The sequence below is a fragment of the Saccharibacter sp. EH611 genome (genome assembly GCF_009834765.1).
In the GTDB taxonomy this organism is placed as follows: domain Bacteria; phylum Pseudomonadota; class Alphaproteobacteria; order Acetobacterales; family Acetobacteraceae; genus Saccharibacter.
On record NZ_WVHP01000021.1, the window covers coordinates 387,248 to 404,861 of the forward strand.

At 51.5% G+C, this 17,614-nt stretch carries 18 protein-coding genes; 11 read left to right on the forward strand and 7 right to left on the reverse strand.

What is annotated here, in order from left to right:
* Positions 1–357 precede the first annotated feature (357 nt).
* On the forward strand, positions 358–645 hold the full coding sequence (locus GS535_RS07020; protein ID WP_160799182.1) for a hypothetical protein: 288 nt from the start codon (positions 358–360) through the stop codon (positions 643–645).
* Here GS535_RS07020 and GS535_RS07025 read toward each other — a convergent pair.
* Positions 599–1,198 (reverse strand): YjbE family putative metal transport protein, encoded by a 600-nt coding sequence (locus GS535_RS07025; protein ID WP_160791393.1) that lies wholly within the window; start codon positions 1,196–1,198, stop codon positions 599–601. The two genes, GS535_RS07020 and GS535_RS07025, sit on opposite strands and share 47 nt — an antisense overlap.
* A 268-nt stretch (positions 1,199–1,466) precedes the next feature.
* Here GS535_RS07025 and purB point away from each other — a divergent pair, with 268 nt between their 5' ends.
* The 9 genes from purB (at position 1,467) to GS535_RS07070 (ending at position 8,380) form a co-directional block, all read left to right on the forward strand.
* The gene (gene purB / locus GS535_RS07030; protein WP_160791394.1) at positions 1,467–2,801 is read left to right on the forward strand and encodes an adenylosuccinate lyase; all 1,335 of its coding nucleotides are present in this window, start codon (positions 1,467–1,469) and stop codon (positions 2,799–2,801) included.
* Between the two features lie 110 nt (positions 2,802–2,911).
* Positions 2,912–3,676 carry a phosphoribosylaminoimidazolesuccinocarboxamide synthase gene (gene purC, locus GS535_RS07035; protein ID WP_018979354.1) on the forward strand — a complete coding sequence of 255 codons (765 nt, stop codon included), beginning with the start codon at positions 2,912–2,914 and terminating at the stop codon, positions 3,674–3,676.
* Positions 3,673–3,915, forward strand: coding sequence for a phosphoribosylformylglycinamidine synthase subunit PurS (gene purS, locus GS535_RS07040; protein ID WP_160791395.1), 243 nt, complete (start codon positions 3,673–3,675; stop codon positions 3,913–3,915). The genes purC and purS overlap by 4 nt, the downstream gene beginning before the upstream one ends.
* The gene (locus GS535_RS07045) at positions 3,912–4,328 is read left to right on the forward strand and encodes a Rap1a/Tai family immunity protein (protein ID WP_160791396.1); all 417 of its coding nucleotides are present in this window, start codon (positions 3,912–3,914) and stop codon (positions 4,326–4,328) included. The genes purS and GS535_RS07045 overlap by 4 nt, the downstream gene beginning before the upstream one ends.
* Positions 4,325–5,026, forward strand: coding sequence for a phosphoribosylformylglycinamidine synthase subunit PurQ (gene purQ / locus GS535_RS07050; RefSeq protein WP_160791397.1), 702 nt, complete (start codon positions 4,325–4,327; stop codon positions 5,024–5,026). Before GS535_RS07045 ends, purQ begins: the two co-directional genes overlap by 4 nt.
* Complete coding sequence (purL, locus tag GS535_RS07055; protein ID WP_160791398.1) at positions 5,023–7,224, forward strand: phosphoribosylformylglycinamidine synthase subunit PurL; 2,202 nt, start codon at positions 5,023–5,025, stop codon at positions 7,222–7,224. Before purQ ends, purL begins: the two co-directional genes overlap by 4 nt.
* A 2-nt stretch (positions 7,225–7,226) precedes the next feature.
* On the forward strand, positions 7,227–7,460 hold the full coding sequence (locus GS535_RS07060; RefSeq protein ID WP_018979359.1) for a BolA family protein: 234 nt from the start codon (positions 7,227–7,229) through the stop codon (positions 7,458–7,460).
* A gap of 125 nt (positions 7,461–7,585) precedes the next feature.
* Positions 7,586–7,921, forward strand: a complete 336-nt coding sequence (gene grxD, locus GS535_RS07065) for a Grx4 family monothiol glutaredoxin (protein WP_160791399.1) — start codon at positions 7,586–7,588, stop codon at positions 7,919–7,921.
* Between the two features lie 165 nt (positions 7,922–8,086).
* Positions 8,087–8,380, forward strand: coding sequence for a hypothetical protein (locus GS535_RS07070; RefSeq protein WP_160791400.1), 294 nt, complete (start codon positions 8,087–8,089; stop codon positions 8,378–8,380).
* 46 nt (positions 8,381–8,426) lie between these two features.
* Here the strand turns inward: GS535_RS07070 and GS535_RS07075 are convergent, their stop codons facing one another.
* The 6 genes from GS535_RS07075 to GS535_RS07100 form a co-directional block, all read right to left on the reverse strand.
* The gene (locus tag GS535_RS07075) at positions 8,427–8,810 is read right to left on the reverse strand and encodes a YraN family protein (protein ID WP_202401526.1); all 384 of its coding nucleotides are present in this window, start codon (positions 8,808–8,810) and stop codon (positions 8,427–8,429) included.
* Positions 8,811–8,819: 9 nt separating this feature from the next.
* Positions 8,820–9,812: a porphobilinogen synthase gene (gene hemB, locus GS535_RS07080; RefSeq protein WP_160791401.1), complete on the reverse strand. Its 993-nt coding sequence runs from the start codon at positions 9,810–9,812 to the stop codon at positions 8,820–8,822.
* A gap of 43 nt (positions 9,813–9,855) precedes the next feature.
* Positions 9,856–11,304, reverse strand: a complete 1,449-nt coding sequence (locus tag GS535_RS07085; protein ID WP_160791402.1) for an APC family permease — start codon at positions 11,302–11,304, stop codon at positions 9,856–9,858.
* Between the two features lie 154 nt (positions 11,305–11,458).
* Positions 11,459–12,907 carry an amino acid permease gene (locus tag GS535_RS07090; RefSeq protein WP_160791403.1) on the reverse strand — a complete coding sequence of 483 codons (1,449 nt, stop codon included), beginning with the start codon at positions 12,905–12,907 and terminating at the stop codon, positions 11,459–11,461.
* Positions 12,908–12,950: 43 nt separating this feature from the next.
* A complete protein-coding gene (locus tag GS535_RS07095) occupies positions 12,951–14,399 on the reverse strand; it encodes an APC family permease (RefSeq protein WP_160791404.1) in 1,449 nt (482 codons plus the stop codon).
* A gap of 44 nt (positions 14,400–14,443) precedes the next feature.
* Positions 14,444–15,901: an APC family permease gene (locus GS535_RS07100; protein WP_160799183.1), complete on the reverse strand. Its 1,458-nt coding sequence runs from the start codon at positions 15,899–15,901 to the stop codon at positions 14,444–14,446.
* Positions 15,902–16,017: 116 nt separating this feature from the next.
* Here GS535_RS07100 and glyA point away from each other — a divergent pair, with 116 nt between their 5' ends.
* The gene (gene glyA, locus GS535_RS07105; RefSeq protein WP_160791406.1) at positions 16,018–17,313 is read left to right on the forward strand and encodes a serine hydroxymethyltransferase; all 1,296 of its coding nucleotides are present in this window, start codon (positions 16,018–16,020) and stop codon (positions 17,311–17,313) included.
* Positions 17,314–17,614: the final 301 nt, after the last annotated feature.

A 17,614-nucleotide genomic window follows, 5' to 3' on the forward strand; every position in this document is an offset into this window, starting at 1 on the left:
TTGACCAAAGTCATCTTAGTTTCACGCTGGATGGGGATCCTACTGGGAAGCCAAGTTTATGGAAACACAAATGAGTTCTCTATTAGACGGGCACTTCACCATATTGTAAGGTGGTTGTTAGCTTGAAAATAACTTTTTTGAATAAGCACGTCGTTTTATCCGTTGTCAAATGTTAAAGCTGGGAGTAGCACCTTCGTTACATTAGAAGAATGGTAATTATTTCAAAATATAGTGGGAAAGTAGTTTTAATACCAAAACATACCAAGTGCATTTGGGTGATATGTGGACGATTACCAAAAAGCTTAACCTGATCTATAAGTTTCAATTTATGATAATAAGGTTTATGCAAATGGGCAGATGAGCGCTGCCATCCGAGGGAATAAGGTGGTGAATGTCCCGCGCAACCTTGCAAAAGTGCAGCTTGGATACGGTGATGGTGGTACCTGGGGTAATGCTTTATGGATGTGTGGTTTAGAACTGCAAGTGAATGTCATAAACTTGTTTAACACGCGCTATGTGGTCACTGTTGGGAGTAATGGCTTCGTCAATAGTGATCCACAAAGAACGTTCCAAACTCTGCACGTATTCGGTAGCGCTTTTAGTGGGAAATATAAGGCCAAAGGGCATGGCAACCATGAACGATGAGTCTGAGGCTAACGCAGAAAAGAACAGCTAATCCCATCCAGCTCAGCCAGGGGAAACGTCTGAGAAGACGGATCGCACTGATAGAGGCGATGATCATAATCAGAACAGACAGCGCCACTCCAAGGGAGAGAATCCATGGGTGTTCAACGGATACGCCTGCAATAGCGATGATGTTGTCGAAGCTGACAGCAAAGTCAGCAATGACAATGTTTAAAATAGCTTCTCCCAGGTAGGTTGAGCCTTTTACTCCTTCTAGGTAATCGGGGTTTTGGAGGCGTCGTAGAAGCTTCCAGCAAACCCACAAGAGCAAAATCCCCCCGAGAAGGGTCAGGCCGATCGTGGCGAGGAGGTGGCTCGCAATCAGCGTAAGGCTTATGCGCATGATAGCGGCAAAGCCAATGCCGAACGCGATTGCTAGGGCTCGTTGCTGTTTGGAGGGCAAGTTTCGGGCGGCAAGAGCGATGACAATAACATTGTTGCCGGCAAGTGCGAGGTCGATGAGAATAGTCCCAGTGAGCCGGAGGCTCTCTTGAAAAAACATCGGAAGAGCCACAACCTGTTCCTTTCATCACGATTGCTCTCAGTAGAACCGTGCGCTGTCAGTGCCCATCAAAGATGAGATTCAGGAAAAACGAAAGAGCGCTTACGGGGGCGTGTATCATAGATATGTCGCTAAAATCCTACCGTAAAAATGTATGCGTTAAAAAGCGTAAAACTGTGGCAAAAAAAGCGAACAGAGCATGTGTTTTTTGATAAGCTCTGGGCAAAAGAGTGTAAGTTGGTTAAGCAGGCGTTGATCGCTTTTTCTGCCGGAGTTACTCATGGTTCCCCGCTATTCTCGCCCCCGGATGACGGCCATTTGGTCGCCTGTTAATCGCTATCGTATTTGGTTTGAGATTGAAGCTCTTGCCTGTGAAGCGATGGCCCGTCGGGGAGATATCCCCAAAGAAGCTGCGGAAGTCATCCGCACAAAGGGTGATGCTGCCCTTGCTGCATTTTCCGATGCTGACCTTGCGCGCATTGACGAGATCGAAGCTGAGACACGTCATGATGTCATCGCGTTTCTGACATGGCTTGCTGAAAAAGTCGGGCCTGAAAGCCGCTTTGTTCACTTGGGCATGACGTCATCGGATGTGCTTGATAGCTGTCTTGCTGTTCAGTTAACGCAGGCTGCTGATATTCTCCTTGAGGATATGGACACGGTGTTGGCAGCGCTGAAAAAGCGGGCTTATGAGCATAAGCAGACGGTTACGATTGGTCGTAGTCATGCCATTCACGCAGAGCCTACGAGCTTTGGTTTGAAGTTGGCAGGACATTACGCTGAATTTGCGCGTAATCGCCGCCGCCTTGTTGCAGCGCGTGAAGAGATTGCCGTTTGTGCTATTTCTGGTGCGGTAGGCACATACGCTCATATTGATCCCGAAATTGAGCAATATGTTGCTGAGCGTTTGGGGGTGAAGGCGGAAACGATTTCGTCTCAGGTGATTCCACGGGATCGCCACGCAGCGTTTTTCTGCACACTCGGTGTGATTGCCAGCAGCATTGAGCGTTTGGCTGTGGAGGTGCGTCATCTCCAGCGTTCAGAAGTGCGTGAGGCAGAAGAGTTCTTCCATGCGGGGCAGAAAGGCAGTTCCGCGATGCCGCATAAGCGGAATCCCGTTCTGTCAGAGAATTTGACCGGGCTTGCTCGTTTGATTCGCTCATATGTGACGCCAGCATTAGAAAATGTGGCGCTTTGGCATGAGCGTGACATCAGTCATTCTTCCGTTGAGCGTAATATCTGCCCAGATGGGACGGTCACGCTGGATTTTGCGCTGGGTCGTTTGGCATCCATGATGGAAAAACTGGTGGTTTATCCAGACCAGATGCTCGCCAATGTTGAGAGCCTTGGGGGCGTTGTGCATTCAGGCGAGGTGCTGCTGGTGCTCGCACGTGCCGGTATTTCGCGTGAAGATGCGTATAAAATCGTGCAGCGTACCGCGATGGCCACATGGACGAAGCTTGGGACGGCGGAAGGGAAGACCTTCCGTGAGAATCTGGAAGCTGATCCTGACATCGCTGGGCGGATTGATAAGAAAGTGCTGGATGATGCGCTTGACCCGGCACGGCACCTTCGCGCTGTTGATCAAATTTTCGATCGCGTTTTTGCTGAATAAGTTTGGGGTTGTTCGCCTCTCTTAAATTATCGCGTTGTTGCGCCTGCTCATTTTCTTCTAGAATGGGCAGGTCATTTCTGACTGCATCTCAAGTAAGGATGGAACCCATCATGGCCCGCCGTCGTCAGATTTATGAAGGAAAAGCGAAGATCATCTTCGAAGGCCCCGAGCCGGGAACTGTTGTCCAGTATTTTAAGGATGACGCTACAGCTGGTAATGGTGCGAAGAGTGGCACAATTATTGGCAAAGGGGTGCTGAATAATCGGATCAGCGAGCATCTTATGCTGCGCTTGAAAGATGTTGGTATTCCAACGCACTTTATCCGTCGCCTCAATATGCGCGAACAGCTGGTCAAGGAAGTCGAGATTGTTCCCTTGGAAGTTGTGGTGCGCAACGTCGTGGCAGGCTCTTTGTCCAAACGTTTTGGCCTCCCAGAGGGGGAACGTCTTCCACGCACGTTGGTGGAATATTACTACAAAAACGATGAGCTTAATGACCCGCTCGTTTCTGAAAATCATATTGAGACGTTCCAGTGGGCTCATCCTCAGGAATTAGAGGATATGCAGGCTCTTGCCTTGCGCGTGAACGACTTTCTGTGTGGGTTGTTCGCTGCTGTGGGGATTACCTTGGTGGACTTTAAGCTTGAGTTCGGTCGTCAGTGGGAAGGCGATGAGATGCGGCTTGTGTTGGCAGACGAAATTTCTCCCGATAATTGCCGTCTTTGGGATGCTCGGACGAATGAGAAGATGGATAAAGACCGTTTCCGCCGTGACATGGGACGCGTAGAAGAAGCCTATCAAGATGTGGCGCGCCGTTTGGGCATTTTGCCAGAAACGGGCAACGGAGAGAACGTGACAGTGGAGAGCATGCAATGAAGGTTCGGGTTTTTGTGTCCTTAAAGGAAGGCGTGCTGGATCCGCAGGGTAAAGCTGTTGGTCATGCATTGGCGTCTCTTGGCTTTAAGAATGTTGGTGATGTGCGCATTAATCGCGTTGTGGATCTCGACGTAACAGCCGAAAATGCCGATGAAGCCCGCAAAGAAGGGGAGGCTATGGCCAAGGCTCTGCTGGCAAATGAGGTGATTGAGGACTTCAATGTAGAGGTGGTTGCATGAGTAACATGAGCCGTGCGGGCCTCTTGCTAGCGTCCGGTGTTGCGTTCTTTTCTTTAGGGCAGGCAGCACATGCACAGCGTGTCTCTACCGTGACGGGAAAAACGCTTGGGACGATGTGCTCACAGAAGAAGGGCGTTGCCCTGTGTGATGCGTATCTTTCCGGTGTGATGGATAGTGAAGTGTGGTCTCATGACTATGCTGCGCTTAACCATGATGGTGCACCAACAGCATTCTGCGTGCCTAAAGAGCAGAAGACCCCGCAGGTGCGTAATGTGGTTGTGGCGTGGTTGGGAGCGCATACAGATGCTCTGTCCCAGCCTGCGGGGAAAGGCGTTTATCGTGCCCTTCATGAAAATTATCCGTGTGGTTCCACGATGACGGCACCAGCGGCGACGTCAGGAGGGAAAAAATGAAAGCAGGTGTCGTTGTCTTCCCAGGGACAAACCGGGAACGCGACATGGCCCATGCCCTGACGCTGGCTTCTGGCCAAACTCCTAAGATGCTGTGGCATCAGGAGGAAAGCGTTGATGGGTTGGATCTTGTCATTATTCCCGGCGGTTTCAGCTTCGGGGACTATCTGCGCAGCGGCGCGATGGCGGCTCATTCTCCCATTATGACCGCGGTTCGGCGCTTTGCTGAAAAAGGTGGGTATATTCTTGGCGTATGTAACGGCTTCCAGATTTTGACGGAGGCTCAACTTCTTCCCGGCGCGCTGTTGCGTAATGCGGGGATGCGCTTTCTGTCTCAAGACTGTCATCTTAAGGTAGAGGGGCGCGATAGCATCTATACCAAAGGTTGGTCAGCTGGAGATGTGTTCCGCACGCCGATGGCTCATGGTGATGGCAATTATACGGCTAGTCCAGAGATGCTGGATCGCTTAGAAGGCGAGGGGCGTGTTGCATTCCGTTATTGCCGTGAAGACGGCCATGTGCAGGTTGATGATCCGCAAATCAACCTCAATGGCAGTGCACGGGCGATTGCGGGTGTACTAAGTGAGAATCGCCGTATTTGCGGTATGATGCCCCATCCTGAAAATCTGACGGACCCGGCCATTGGGGGAACGGATGGTTTGCCCCTCTTTAAAGCGATTGTGGAGGCTTTTGGCGTATGAGTCTGACCGTTGATGGTGAACTGGCGCGCTCCTTCGGGCTGACGGCAGAGGAATATGACAAGGTGCTGGCCATTATGGGGCGGACACCAAGTCTAACAGAGCTTGGGATTTTCTCGGTGATGTGGTCGGAGCATTGCTCTTACAAATCATCACGGAAGCATCTTAAAACCCTCCCAACTAAGGCGCCTTGGGTTATCCATGGGCCCGGTGAAAATGCCGGTGTGATTGATATTGGTGATGGGTTGGCCGCTGTCTTTAAGATGGAAAGCCACAACCACCCATCCTTTATTGAGCCTTACCAAGGGGCAGCCACAGGCGTGGGCGGCATCATGCGTGATGTCTTCACGATGGGGGCCCGTCCCGTTGCGAACCTGAACGCTCTGCGTTTTGGGGATGCTGAACATGCCGATACGCGACGCGTTGTTGATGGTGTTGTGCGGGGGATTGGCGGTTACGGGAACTGCATGGGCGTGCCGACCGTTGGAGGAGAAACCAACTTCCATCGCGCCTATAACGGCAATCCGCTTGTTAATGCGATGACGGTGGGGATCGCTCAGAAAGATCGTATCTTCCTTTCAGCAGCAGCAGGAGTTGGCAATCCTGTCGTCTATGTCGGGTCGAAGACCGGGCGAGATGGAATTCATGGTGCGACGATGTCCTCGGCTGAGTTTGATGATGAATCAAGCTCCAAACGGCCAACCGTTCAAGTGGGCGATCCGTTCACTGAAAAGCTGCTGGTGGAAGCATGCTTGGAGCTGATGGCGACGGATGCGGTGATCTCCATACAAGATATGGGGGCGGCTGGGCTAACCTCTTCGGCTGTGGAAATGGCTAGTAAGGGTGAGGTCGGGATTGATCTTGACCTCGATGATGTTCCTCAGCGTGAAGCGAACATGCTGGCTTATGAGATGATGCTGTCAGAAAGTCAGGAGCGGATGTTGATGGTCTTGCGCCCTGATCGGACAGAGCAGGCCCGCAAGATTTTCGAGAAATGGGAACTAGACTTCGCTGTTATCGGTCATCTGAGCGATACTGGGCGGATTACCGTGCGCCATAAGGGGAACGTTGAGGCTGATATTCCGCTTGGCCCGTTAGCCGACGAAGCGCCGATTTATGATCGACCAGCCCTCAATAAAGAACCCCCTGCATATCTGACACCGCCGGCAGATCCAGTTGGGATTGAAAAAGCGCTTGAAACACTGATCGCATCGCCAGACCTCGCATCGCGGTCATGGATCTGGAATCAGTATGATAGTACGGTTCTAGGGCAAACGGTGAAGCGGCCTGGGGCGGCTGATGCGGCGATTATTCGCGTTGAAGGCACGTCTCGCGGTCTTGCAATGACCACGGATTGCACCCCACGTTATGGTCAGGCTGACCCGTATGTAGGTGGCTTGCAGGCGGTTGTTGAAGCGTGGCGCAATGTGACGGCAACCGGAGCGCAGCCTCTGGCCATGACTGATAACCTGAATTTCGGTAGCCCTGAAAACCCTTATATCATGGGGCAGTTTGTCCAAGCGATTAAAGGCATGGGCGAAGGGGGCCGTGCGCTTGATTTCCCCATCGTCAGCGGCAATGTCTCGCTTTATAACGAGACACGTTCTGATACAGGACTGACATCGGCTATTCTGCCATCACCAGTGATCGGTGCCGTGGGTGTGCTGGATGATATCGCACAGGCCGTCGGTTTAGCGATGCCTGAGGATGGCGAGCTTCTTCTTGTCGGTGAGACATGGGGTGAGCTTGGTCAGTCTTTGTGGCTGCGTGAAATTTGCGGTCGCGAAGAAGGGGCGCCACCACGGATTAACCTCGTTGCCGAGCGTCGGAATGGGGATTTTGTCCGCCAGCAGATTCGTCAAGGTGCAATTAAAGCGTGCCATGATGTGTCAGACGGTGGGTTGCTTGTGGCTATCGCTGAAATGGCTATGGCGAGTGGCGTTGGGTGTTACTTGCAGGCACATCCACGTGAGCTGTCGATGCATGCTTACTGGTTCGGAGAAGATCAAGCACGGTATGTGATTGCGACGTCTCAAGCCGACAAACTGATGGCAGAGGCTGAAAAAGCAGGTGTGCCGATCCGTCGTTTGGGGGATGTTGGAGGTTCTGACCTTCGCTTTGCTTATGGTACCCGTCTTGACGTGAGTCATTTAAAAGCGCTTAACAACGCTTTCTTTTCACGTTTTATGGGGGAAGGCTGACCATGCCCATGCCCGCAACTGAAATTGAGCGCACCATTCGCGACGCGTTTCCGGATGCGCAGATTACTGTGCAGGATCTAGCGGGGGATGGTGATCACTATGCCTGTGAGGTTGTTAGTGAGGCTTTTCGCGGTGTGCCGCGTGTAAAACAGCATCAGATGGTTTACGCGGCTTTTGGTGGACGTGTTGGCACAGAGCTGCATGCGCTCGCTGTTAAAACGCGTACGCCTGAGTAACATCTTATGATGACCAGGGGGCTGGTTCTCTTGACATTGCAGTGGGTGAGCCCATTTGTAGGCGAGATATCTGCCCCCTTTTTATACGTGCCTCTCTTTCATGAGAGCACAGAAGGATCTGTCAAATGAGTGACGCAATCTTCCAGACCATTCAAAGCTTGATCGACACGCATCCTGTGATGCTGTTTATGAAGGGTGATAAGCTTTTCCCACAATGCGGCTTTTCTGCGCGTGTTGTGCAGATTTTAACCCATTTGGACGCACCGTTTGAAACGGCCAATGTGTTAGAAAGCCCCGAGCTGCGCCAAGGGATTAAAGACTTTTCACAATGGCCAACGGTTCCCCAATTGTATGTGAAGGGTGAATTTGTTGGTGGTTGTGATATTATCACCGATATGTATCAGAGCGGTGAGCTTGAAAGCCTTTTGGCTGAAAAAAATATTGTGAAAAATACCGACTAACGACATTTATTGCTTTTGTCGGCAGCGAAGAGGGGATGCTCCTATGAAGGAGGAATCCCCTCTTTTTGTTTTTTAGGCTGTTTCCTCTGGTCATGGGAGGAAAATCCTGTTTTATAGAAGGGGCTATCTGAATAAAGCCGTCCCGTAGTGGCTGGAGGGGTGTGAATGTCGCGTTACTGGAAAGGGAGGGTGTTCCTCGGTATGATGGGGATCGCCTGTGTTATTGGTTCTTCAGCTCATGCTGACCGTGTGCTGACAGATTATGAAGCCAGCAAGCTGACCTTTAGCGCTTTGATTGCTCCACCTTCGCATTATTATCACGCAGCGCAAAAGCGCAAAAAAGCAACGACGATGCGTCTTGCACGTCTTCATCGTAAAGGAAGCGCTATTCGTACGGTCGCTTACCATGGGCATGTTATTTCACGCCATAAGCGCAATACCCACCATCGCCGAGGCTAATAGATTTCTTGGCTGTGGTTTAAGAAGGGTGGGGGAGAGCGTTCTTCTACATTAAGCGCAGAGCAGCTTCTATATGCCGGATATGCTGAGCGTGATCAGTAAGGATCACATCAAAGCGTGTATTAGGCTTTTGCCAGTAAGGATGGCACTCCAGCACATAAGAGAAAGCGGCTAAAAGGCGTTGGGATTGGCGCGCGGTGAGTGCATACGCACAGTCTGCCGAGCGCTGACGATATTTGACTTCTACAGCGATAAGCCAGTCGTCATTGCTAACAATCAGGTCAATCTCGCCATACGGTGTTTTTAATCGCTGTGCGAGTGGATTAAAGCCCTGTTCAGTCAAGAAAGAAAGAGCCATTTTTTCAGCATGAAGGCCATCGCGATAAGCGTGGCTGCCCCGCCTCCGACGAGACGGGGATGGACACGTCATTTCTTGCTCCTATTTTTTGAGTAGCTGTGCTGCTTCGAGAGCAAAATAAGTCAAAATGCCGTTACACCCAGCGCGCTTAAAGGCCATAAGGCTTTCCATAATGGTCTTCTCACGGTCTAGCCAGCCATTTTGAATAGCGGCCATCATCATCGCATATTCACCAGAGACCTGATAAGCGAAGGTCGGCATAGAGAATTCATCGCGAACGCGACGGATAATGTCGAGATAAGGCATCCCCGGCTTAACCATGACCATATCCGCACCTTCCGCGATGTCATGAGCGACTTCACGCAATGCTTCATCGGAGTTACTGGCACTCATCTGGTATGTGCCTTTATCTCCACTGAGTAGGGCGTCAGACCCGAGAGCATCACGGAATGGCCCATAAAAGGCTGAGGCGTATTTTGCGGCATAGGCCATAATGCGTGTTTCGGTAAAATCGTGCTGATCCAGCATTGTGCGAATAGCATGAACACGACCATCCATCATGTCCGATGGTGCGATGATATCAATCCCAGCGCGTGCTTGATTGAGGGCTTGCTGACAGAGAATTTGCACCGTGTCGTCATTGAGGATTTTTCCGTCTTGGACAAGACCATCATGACCATGATTGGTGTAGGGATCCAGTGCAACATCCCCGATAAGGCCCAGCTGAGGAAAAGCACTTTTCAGTGTGCGTGCCGCTTGGCACATAAGGTTGTCAGGGTTGAGAGCTTCTGTGCCTTTTTCATCGCGCAAGGCCATCGGTGTGACAGGGAAGATGGCAACAGCTGGAATGCCAAGATCGACAGCAGGCTGCACATGCTGGATGAGGCGATCAACACTCGCACGCTCAACTCCCGGCATAGCATCCACAGCTTGGCGTTGGTTGTGCCCTTCACAAACAAAAATGGGCCAAATGAGGTCATCAACATGAAGGCGGTTTTCGGCCACCATACGGCGCGTAAAGTCATCATGCCGGTTGCGGCGTAGGCGGGTCGTGGGGAAAGACGTATGTATCATTTCCCCATCATGACTCTCATCGGTCTTTCTGACCAGAGGGGGGTTAATGTGGAGTGTTATTCTTCAACAAACTGTGATGACGTCCATAAAGGCCATAGATAATCCCACCAATGATGAGCCAGATCACGAGACGGCCCCATGTCAGCCCATCCATTGAGAGCATAACGATAAGACAAGCGAGAGCACCAAGTGAAGGGATCAAGATATTGCCACCGGGGACGCGAAAGCGGCGAGGGGCATTGGGTGCTTTGTACCGTAAAATCATAACGCCCACACTGACGATCACAAAAGCCAAAAGTGTGCCGATAGAGGTCATCGCCCCTAGGATGCCGATTGGAAGGCAACCAGCTAGGACGGCACAGGCGATGGCTGTGATGATATGAGAGATCCAAGGTGTTTTGCAGCGTGCATTCAGCTTGGCAAAACAAGGCGGGAGAAGCCCGTCATGGGCGAGAGCAAGTGATACACGGCTTTGACCAAGCATCATGCCGTAAATAACGGACATATAACCAAGAGCGATCCCCAGCTTAACGAAGGCTGAGAGAGCCGGCATATGGATGCTGTCCATGACAGTAGCGACCGGATTAGGGTCATGAGCGAGGTCTTTATAATTGACAACACCGACGAGCACGGATGAGAAGACTACGTAAATGACAGCACAGATGAGTAAGCTACCGATCAGGCTAATGGGGAGATCACGTTGAGGGTTGCGTGAATCTTGCGCAGCTGTGGAGACAGTATCAAAGCCAATATAAGCAAAGAAAATCATGCTAGCGGCTTGCATAATGCCGCTGAAGCCGAAATGTCCGAAATGCCCAGTATTATGCGGCACAAAAGGCTGAAAGTTCGTCGCATGAATATGCGGGAGGCAAACGATCGTGACGATGGCAACGATGAGAAGCTTAATAGCAACAATGATGGCATTAACAGCACTAGACTCACTCGTGCCGCGCATAAGAAGAGCTGTCACAATAAAGAGGATAAATATACTTGGCGCATTGAACCACGCATGCACGATCTGCCCATCGCTCAAGGTGACGGGGGTCATCGGAGGGGCTAGCAAACGTGGGTCAATATAAAGCCCCCAGCCGCGAAGAAGAGATGAAAAATACCCCGACCAACTGGAAGCCACGGCAGCTGCGGCAACTGTATATTCTAAGATGAGATCCCATCCAATGATCCATGCTACGAGCTCTCCCATCGAGCTATAGGCGTAGGAATAGGCGGAGCCTGCAACGGGAAGCATACCTGCAAGTTCAGCATAACAAAGCCCAGCAAAACCACAGGCAATAGCGGCAATGATAAAGGAGAGAACGACAGCCGGGCCCGCATGCTGGCCAGCAGCAACCCCTGTGAGGGAAAAAAGCCCCGCCCCAACCGTGACACCGATACCAAGAGCCATAAGTTGCCAAGGCCCCATGACCGGCTTGAGGCCCGTTGTGGGTTTGGGGTCTGCTGTAATGGGCTTAATGCGCCAAAAAGATGTCGTCATAAAAGGCTCCGCTAGCTGGAGGGAGTGTACAGTTCGACTATAAATGCGAAAACATCATGTCAGACATTACTTTTACGCATGGATAATGTTTTGTGAACTATTTTTTGTCCCTCCGAAGAAAGAAGGAGGGACAAAGCTAGCAGAGCAGAGAGTTTTAAGAGCGGTTTTGCGGGTTGAGGATGCTCCGACGTGCACCATAAAACACGTAGATCACCATACCGATGATGAGCCAGCAAATCAGTCGGATCCATGTCGTTCCGTCCATTGAAAGAATGACGGCACCACAGGAAAGAATACCGAGCAAAGGAACAGTCACCATACCCCCGGGGGCACGGAAACGCCGCGGGGCATGAGGAGCCCGAATGCGCAGCACCATGACCCCAGCACAGACAAGAATGAAGGCAAGGAGAGTGCCGATAGAGGTCATTTTCCCGAGAATATCAATCGGTAAGCAGGCAGACAGTGCACTCCCAATGATGGCGGTAATAATATGGGAAATCCAAGGCGTCTTAGAGCGTGGGTTAAGGCGTTTGAAACAGGCGGGAATAAGACCATCCTGAGCCATTGCAAGAGAGACGCGGCTTTGCCCCATAAGCAGCCCATAAATGACCGACATATACCCCAAGGTGATGCCGAGTTTAATGAGGCTTGAAAACCAAGGGAGATGAATGCTGTCCATAACGGTAGCAACTGGATTGGCATCATGGGCCATCTGACGATAATCCACGACGCCAACGATAACGCATGAGAAAATAGCGTAGATCACAGCACAAAGAGCCAAACTACCAAGGATTCCAATCGGAATGTTACGTTGTGGGTTTTGGCTATCTTGAGCGGCGGTTGAGACAATATCAAAGCCGATATAGGCAAAGAAAATCATCCCTGCAGCGCGCATAACCCCGCTTGGGCCGAAATGACCAAAAGTGCCATCATTGGGAGGAATAAAAGGATGAAAATGGCTCATTTGAATATGGGGTAGGCACACGATGGTAACCCCGGCGATAATCAGAAGCTTGAGCACCACGACAATGGCATTAACCTTGCTGGACTCACTCGTTCCACGCATCAGAAGAAAAGTGACGGCGAACGTGATAAAAATACTCGGGGCATTGAGCCAGGCAGTGGTTATGTGCCCATCGGGAAGGGTAACAGGTGTCCCTGTTGCGTAGAGAATGCGTGGATCAAGGCTTATCCCACAGCCTTGTAAAAGAGAAGCAAAATAGCCCGACCAGCTTGAGGCCACCGTTGATGCGTTAACGGTATATTCTAAGATGAGATCCCATCCGATGATCCAAGCGATGCCTTCGCCCATTGCGGTATAAGCGTAGGTATAGGCGGAACCAGCTGCGGGAATCATACCCGCGAGTTCAGCATAGCAGAGCCCCGCGAAGGTGCAGGCAAGGGCTGCAATGAGAAAAGATAGTGTCACAGCCGGGCCGGCATATTGCCCAGCTGCAACACCGGTTACGGAGAAGAGGCCTGCCCCGATTGTGACACCAACCCCAAGGGCAATGAGTTGCCAAGGGCCCAGAACACGCCGCAAACCAGTTTGGTCTTTTTCTTCGGCTGCGATTGGCTTTGTGCGCCAGAAGGGCGTTGTCATGAGACGGTCTCCACCATGGAAGGATTGACGAGGATGCGGGTAATCAGGAGTGATCGTGCGCTCTGAGGTGACTATGATGCACGCTGTAGGTGACGTAAATGACAGCACCGATAGCGAGCCAGATGAAAAGACGTAGCCAAGTGAGCCCTCCCATGGAGAGCATTACTCCACCACATGAGAGCACCCCAAGCGCTGGGATAACGTAGGGCCCACCAGGAACACGGAAATAACGTGATGCTTCTGGAGCTTTATGTCGCAGGGCTGTCACGCCAGCACATACAATGACGAATGCCGTGAGTGTGCCGATAGACGCCATATTTGCGAGAATACCGATCGGCAGACAGCCAGCCATGAGAGCACCGACTAAGAAGGTCAGAATATGGGTCATGTTTGGTGTTTTACTGCGTTTGGAAAGACGACCAAAGCAAGATGGTAAAAGCCCATCGTTGGACATAGCCATAACGATGCGACTTTGCCCCATGAGGAGGCCGTAAACGACAGCGATGTAGCCAAAGGTAATACCGGCTTTAACGAGCGCTCCAAGCCACGGAATATGCACAGCATCCATTGCTGTTGCGACCGGACTGGGGTCATTAGCCATCGTGCGATAGTCCACCACACCGATTAGAACAGCAGAAAAGACCACATAAATAACAGCGCAGATAGCTTGGCTGCTGAGGATGCAGATGGGCATAGTGCGTTGTGGGTTTGTGGTATCTTGCGCAGCCGTCGAGACGATATCGAAACCGATATACGCCATAAAGGCCATACCAGCAGCGCGCATCACACCACTAAAACCAAAGCTTCCAAAAGTGCCAGTATTCGCGGGAATAAAGGGGTGGAAATGCGATGATGAGACAAACGGCACACAGGCCACAATCATAGCAATAATAACAAAGGTCTTAATGACAACGACGACTGTATTAAGGCGTGATGATTCTGTCATGCCGCGCATCAGCATCAGAGTGACAAAGGCAAGAATGAGTACGCTAGGCGCGTTAAACCAAGCGTGAGCATGGCGGCCATCTGACAGCGTAACGGGTGTCATTGGTGGTGCGAGAAGCCGGGGGTCAAGCATGATCCCCCAGCTTTTCAGCAAGGAGGCACCATAGCCAGACCAGCTTGATGCCACTGCAGCAACACCGACGGTATATTCTAAGATGAGATCCCATCCGATGACCCAAGCAATGCCTTCGCCAAGGCCGGTATAAGCATAGGAATAAGCTGACCCTCCTGAGGGAAGCATCCCTGCAAGCTCTGCGTAACATAGGCCAGCAAAACTCGCGGCGATGGCTGCAATAAGGAAGGAGAGCGTGACGGCAGGGCCAGCATATTGGCCTGCAGCAACACCTGTGAGAGAAAACAGGCCAGCACCAATCGTCACGCCGACCCCCATGGCAATCAGGCGCCAGGGGCCGAAGACACGCTTAAGGCCGGACGATTGTCCGACCTCAGAGCTAACAGATTTAGTGCGCCAGAATGGCGAGGTCATGAATAACGTATCCGCATCGAGTGAAACCGCATGGAGCCCTTCTGTTACGAAGGGTCATGAGGAGGGGTCTTATGAAGATGGCTGTGACGCATACCATAAATTACATAAATAAACACGCCGAGGATCAACCAGACGACAAGACGCTCCCATGTGGCAGCATCAATGGATCCCATGACGATCCCACAAGAGATAATGCCGAGGGCTGGAATAAGGAATGGCCCACCGGGGACACGGAAACGACGTGGGGTATGAGGAGAGCGCAGACGCAGGGCGGTGACACCTGCACAGACGATGATAAAGGCAAGCAACGTGCCGATAGCGGTCATAGCTCCTAGCGCACCGATCGGCATCGTGGCAGCGAGCACACTGCTGGCAATGGCGGTCAGGATATGCGCCGTCCAAGGCGTTTGGGTGCGTTTATTGAGGCGACTAAACGCAGAAGGGATCAAGCCATCATAGGACATATTATGCATGATACGACTTTGCCCGATGAGCAGCCCGAAAAGACCGGAAATATACCCCAATGTCACGCCAATTTTTACCAGCACGGCGAGCCAAGGCATGTGTACTTGGTCAATGGCGGTTGCGACAGGGCTCCCGTCATTGGCGAGGCGGGGATAATCGACAATGCCGATCAACATCGTTGAAAAGACGATGTAGATGAATGCGCAAGCCGCCAAGCTGCCAAGAATGCCAATGGGCATATTGCGTTGTGGGTCTTTTGTATCTTGTGCTGCGGTCGAGACGATATCGATCCCGATATACGCAAAGAATGCCATGCCAGCAGCGCGCATCACGCCACTGAAGCCAAAATGGCCATACTCTCCTGTATTGGGGGGAATGAAGGGGTGGTAATTTGCGAGATGAATAAAGGGAATACAGGCGACAATCATGCCGGTGATGACGAGCACCTTAAAAATCACTACAAGCGTGTTAAAGCGCACGGATTCACTCGTGCCGCGCATCAGGAGCGCTGTGATGGCACAAATAATGAAAATGCTGGGCGCATTGAACCACGCATGCGCTGTGCTGCCATCGGGCATCGTCACGGGTGTGCCGGGGATGGCGAGAAGGCGAGGGTCAATAGCAAGTCCCCAGCCTTTGAGAAGTGACGCAAGATAGCCCGACCAGCTCGAGGCCACGGCTGCTGCGCCAACGGTATATTCTAAGATGAGATCCCAGCCGATGATCCACGCAGCACCTTCGCCTAGGCCGGTATAAGCGTAGGCATAGGCAGAACCGCCGGCGGGGATCATCCCGGCAAGTTCAGCATAGCAAAGGCCAGCGAAGCTTGCAGCGATAGCGGCAATCAGAAAAGAAAGTGTGACCGCAGGGCCTGCATTTTGTCCTGCGACAACACCGGTGAGGGAGAAAAGCCCTGCCCCAACGGTGACTCCAACGCCCATGGCGATGAGGCGCCATGGTCCAAAAACGCGCTTTAAGCCAGACTGTTGACCAGTGAGATGGTCAATTGATTTTGTGCGCCAAATAGGCATGCTCATGGGTGGCCTTTGCTCCCGTTTTCAAAACATTATGACATCATTGGGGCGTAACGATAGACGGGCTTTGCTCGTGCGCCTATAGATGAAGAAAATAATTTCTGGAGAGATGGACCATCATGTCTGAAAATGCCAGCAAAGAAGCGCTTAAATCCTTCTTTCATGATTCCCTGAAAGAGCGGGACTCAGAAGTCGCGACCCTGCTTAATGGTGAGCTGAAACGCCAGCAGGATGGGATTGAGCTAATCGCCTCAGAAAATATGACCTCTTTTGCGGTCATGGAAGCGCAAGGCTCCGTTTTGACCAATAAATATGCGGAAGGACGTCCAGGCCGCCGTTATTATGGTGGGTGCGTTGAGGTTGATAAGGTTGAAAACCTCGCGATTGAACGTGTGAAAAAGCTGTTCGGTGCAGAGTATGCTAATGTGCAGCCGCATTCTGGGGCCAATGCGAATCAGGCAGCCTTTATGGCGCTTGGTAAGCCAGGTGATACCATTTTGGGGATGAGCTTGGCGGCGGGTGGCCATCTAACGCATGGCGCGGCACCGAACTATTCCGGTAAATGGTTCAATGCTGTGCAGTATGGCGTCCGGGGTGAAGACGGCGTGCTGGATTATGAGGAGATGGAAAAGCTCGCTCGCGAACATAAGCCACGCATCATCGTCGCTGGGGGATCTGCCTACCCACGTAAGATCGACTTCGCTCGTTTCCGTCGTATTGCCGATGAGGTCGGTGCGTCTTTGATGGTAGATATGGCTCATTATGCTGGGCTAGTTGCCGCTGGGCTGTATCCGAATCCAGTGCCATATGCGGACATTACAACATCCACGACGCACAAAACGCTCCAAGGGCCACGTGGTGGGATCATTCTGACCAATGATCCAGAGCTGTTCAAGAAGATCAATTCAGCGGTATTCCCCGGGCTACAGGGCGGCCCTCTGATGCATGTTATCGCAGGGAAGGCTGTTGCTTTTGGTGATGCGCTGAAAGATGAGTTCAAGACCTATCAGCAACGTGTATTGAACAATGCGCGTGCTTTGGCAGATGAGCTTTCCAAACGTGGCTTTGACATCATCACAGAAGGCACAGACAGCCACATCGTGTTGGTGGATCTGCGTCCTAAGAAGGTGACGGGGAAGTTTGCTGAAGCGCTGATGGAACGTGCAGGCATCACAGCCAACAAGAATGCGGTGCCGTTTGACCCAGAGAAACCCTTTGTGACGTCAGGTGTGCGTTTGGGCAGCCCTGCAGCAACGGCGCGTGGCTTTGGTGAAGCAGAGTTCCGCGAGATTGCACGCATGATTGACGAAGTTCTGACCGCTGGTGAAGACGACACAGCCACCATTGAGCGCGTTCGGAACGACGTGCTGGCGCTGTGCCATCGCTTCCCCATCTATGACCGTGCTTCTGCTTAATTAAGCGATTGCGTATCACGCTTATGGACGACAATAATGCCTCGTCCATAAGCGTGTGCGTTTTCCTATAAAGAGAAATATATAGTTATTTATGGCGTATGATTGGATAATAGGTGACGTTGTAATGAGATAATGAAAGGGCAGAAGAAGGTAAAAACTATAATAAAGAGACAGAAAAACATGTTGAAATACGATGTGAACGTAGATTTAAGGAAACTTTTATAATTTCGCATTCCATATTTTCTTTTAATTTTCTTCGGACGTAACTGAAATAGAAAATCCGAACAGTTTTCGGAAATAA